The 279-nt window shown below is 34.4% G+C and carries 1 protein-coding gene; it reads left to right on the plus strand.

From position 1 onward, the window contains the following. Positions 1–205: hypothetical protein (locus tag N2257_08785; GenBank protein MCX7794477.1), on the plus strand; the 205-nt coding region annotated here is incomplete at its 5' end. Positions 206–279: the final 74 nt, after the last annotated feature.

Raw genomic sequence — 279 nt, forward strand, 5'->3', positions numbered from 1 at the left:
CTATTATACAAGGAAAGAAGACATTCTTATTCCAAAAAGAGAATACGTACAGAAAGCTTTTCTTAAGATACTTCCTTTTTATGGTCTGAACGATACAGATAATCCACAACTTGCTGAAGAATTCATCCGATCGCAGGCAATGATACTTCAGAAGATTGACTGGAAGGCCCTTGGAAGAAGAATGAGAAATAATTTTTACATGTAATATAGATTAACAATCACGAGGCTATCATTTTCCTTGAGGTGAAGGATGGCAGAAAAGGATATAAAGGATATTTT

Source organism: Thermodesulfovibrionales bacterium (assembly GCA_026417875.1).
Lineage (GTDB): Bacteria > Nitrospirota > Thermodesulfovibrionia > Thermodesulfovibrionales > CALJEL01 > CALJEL01.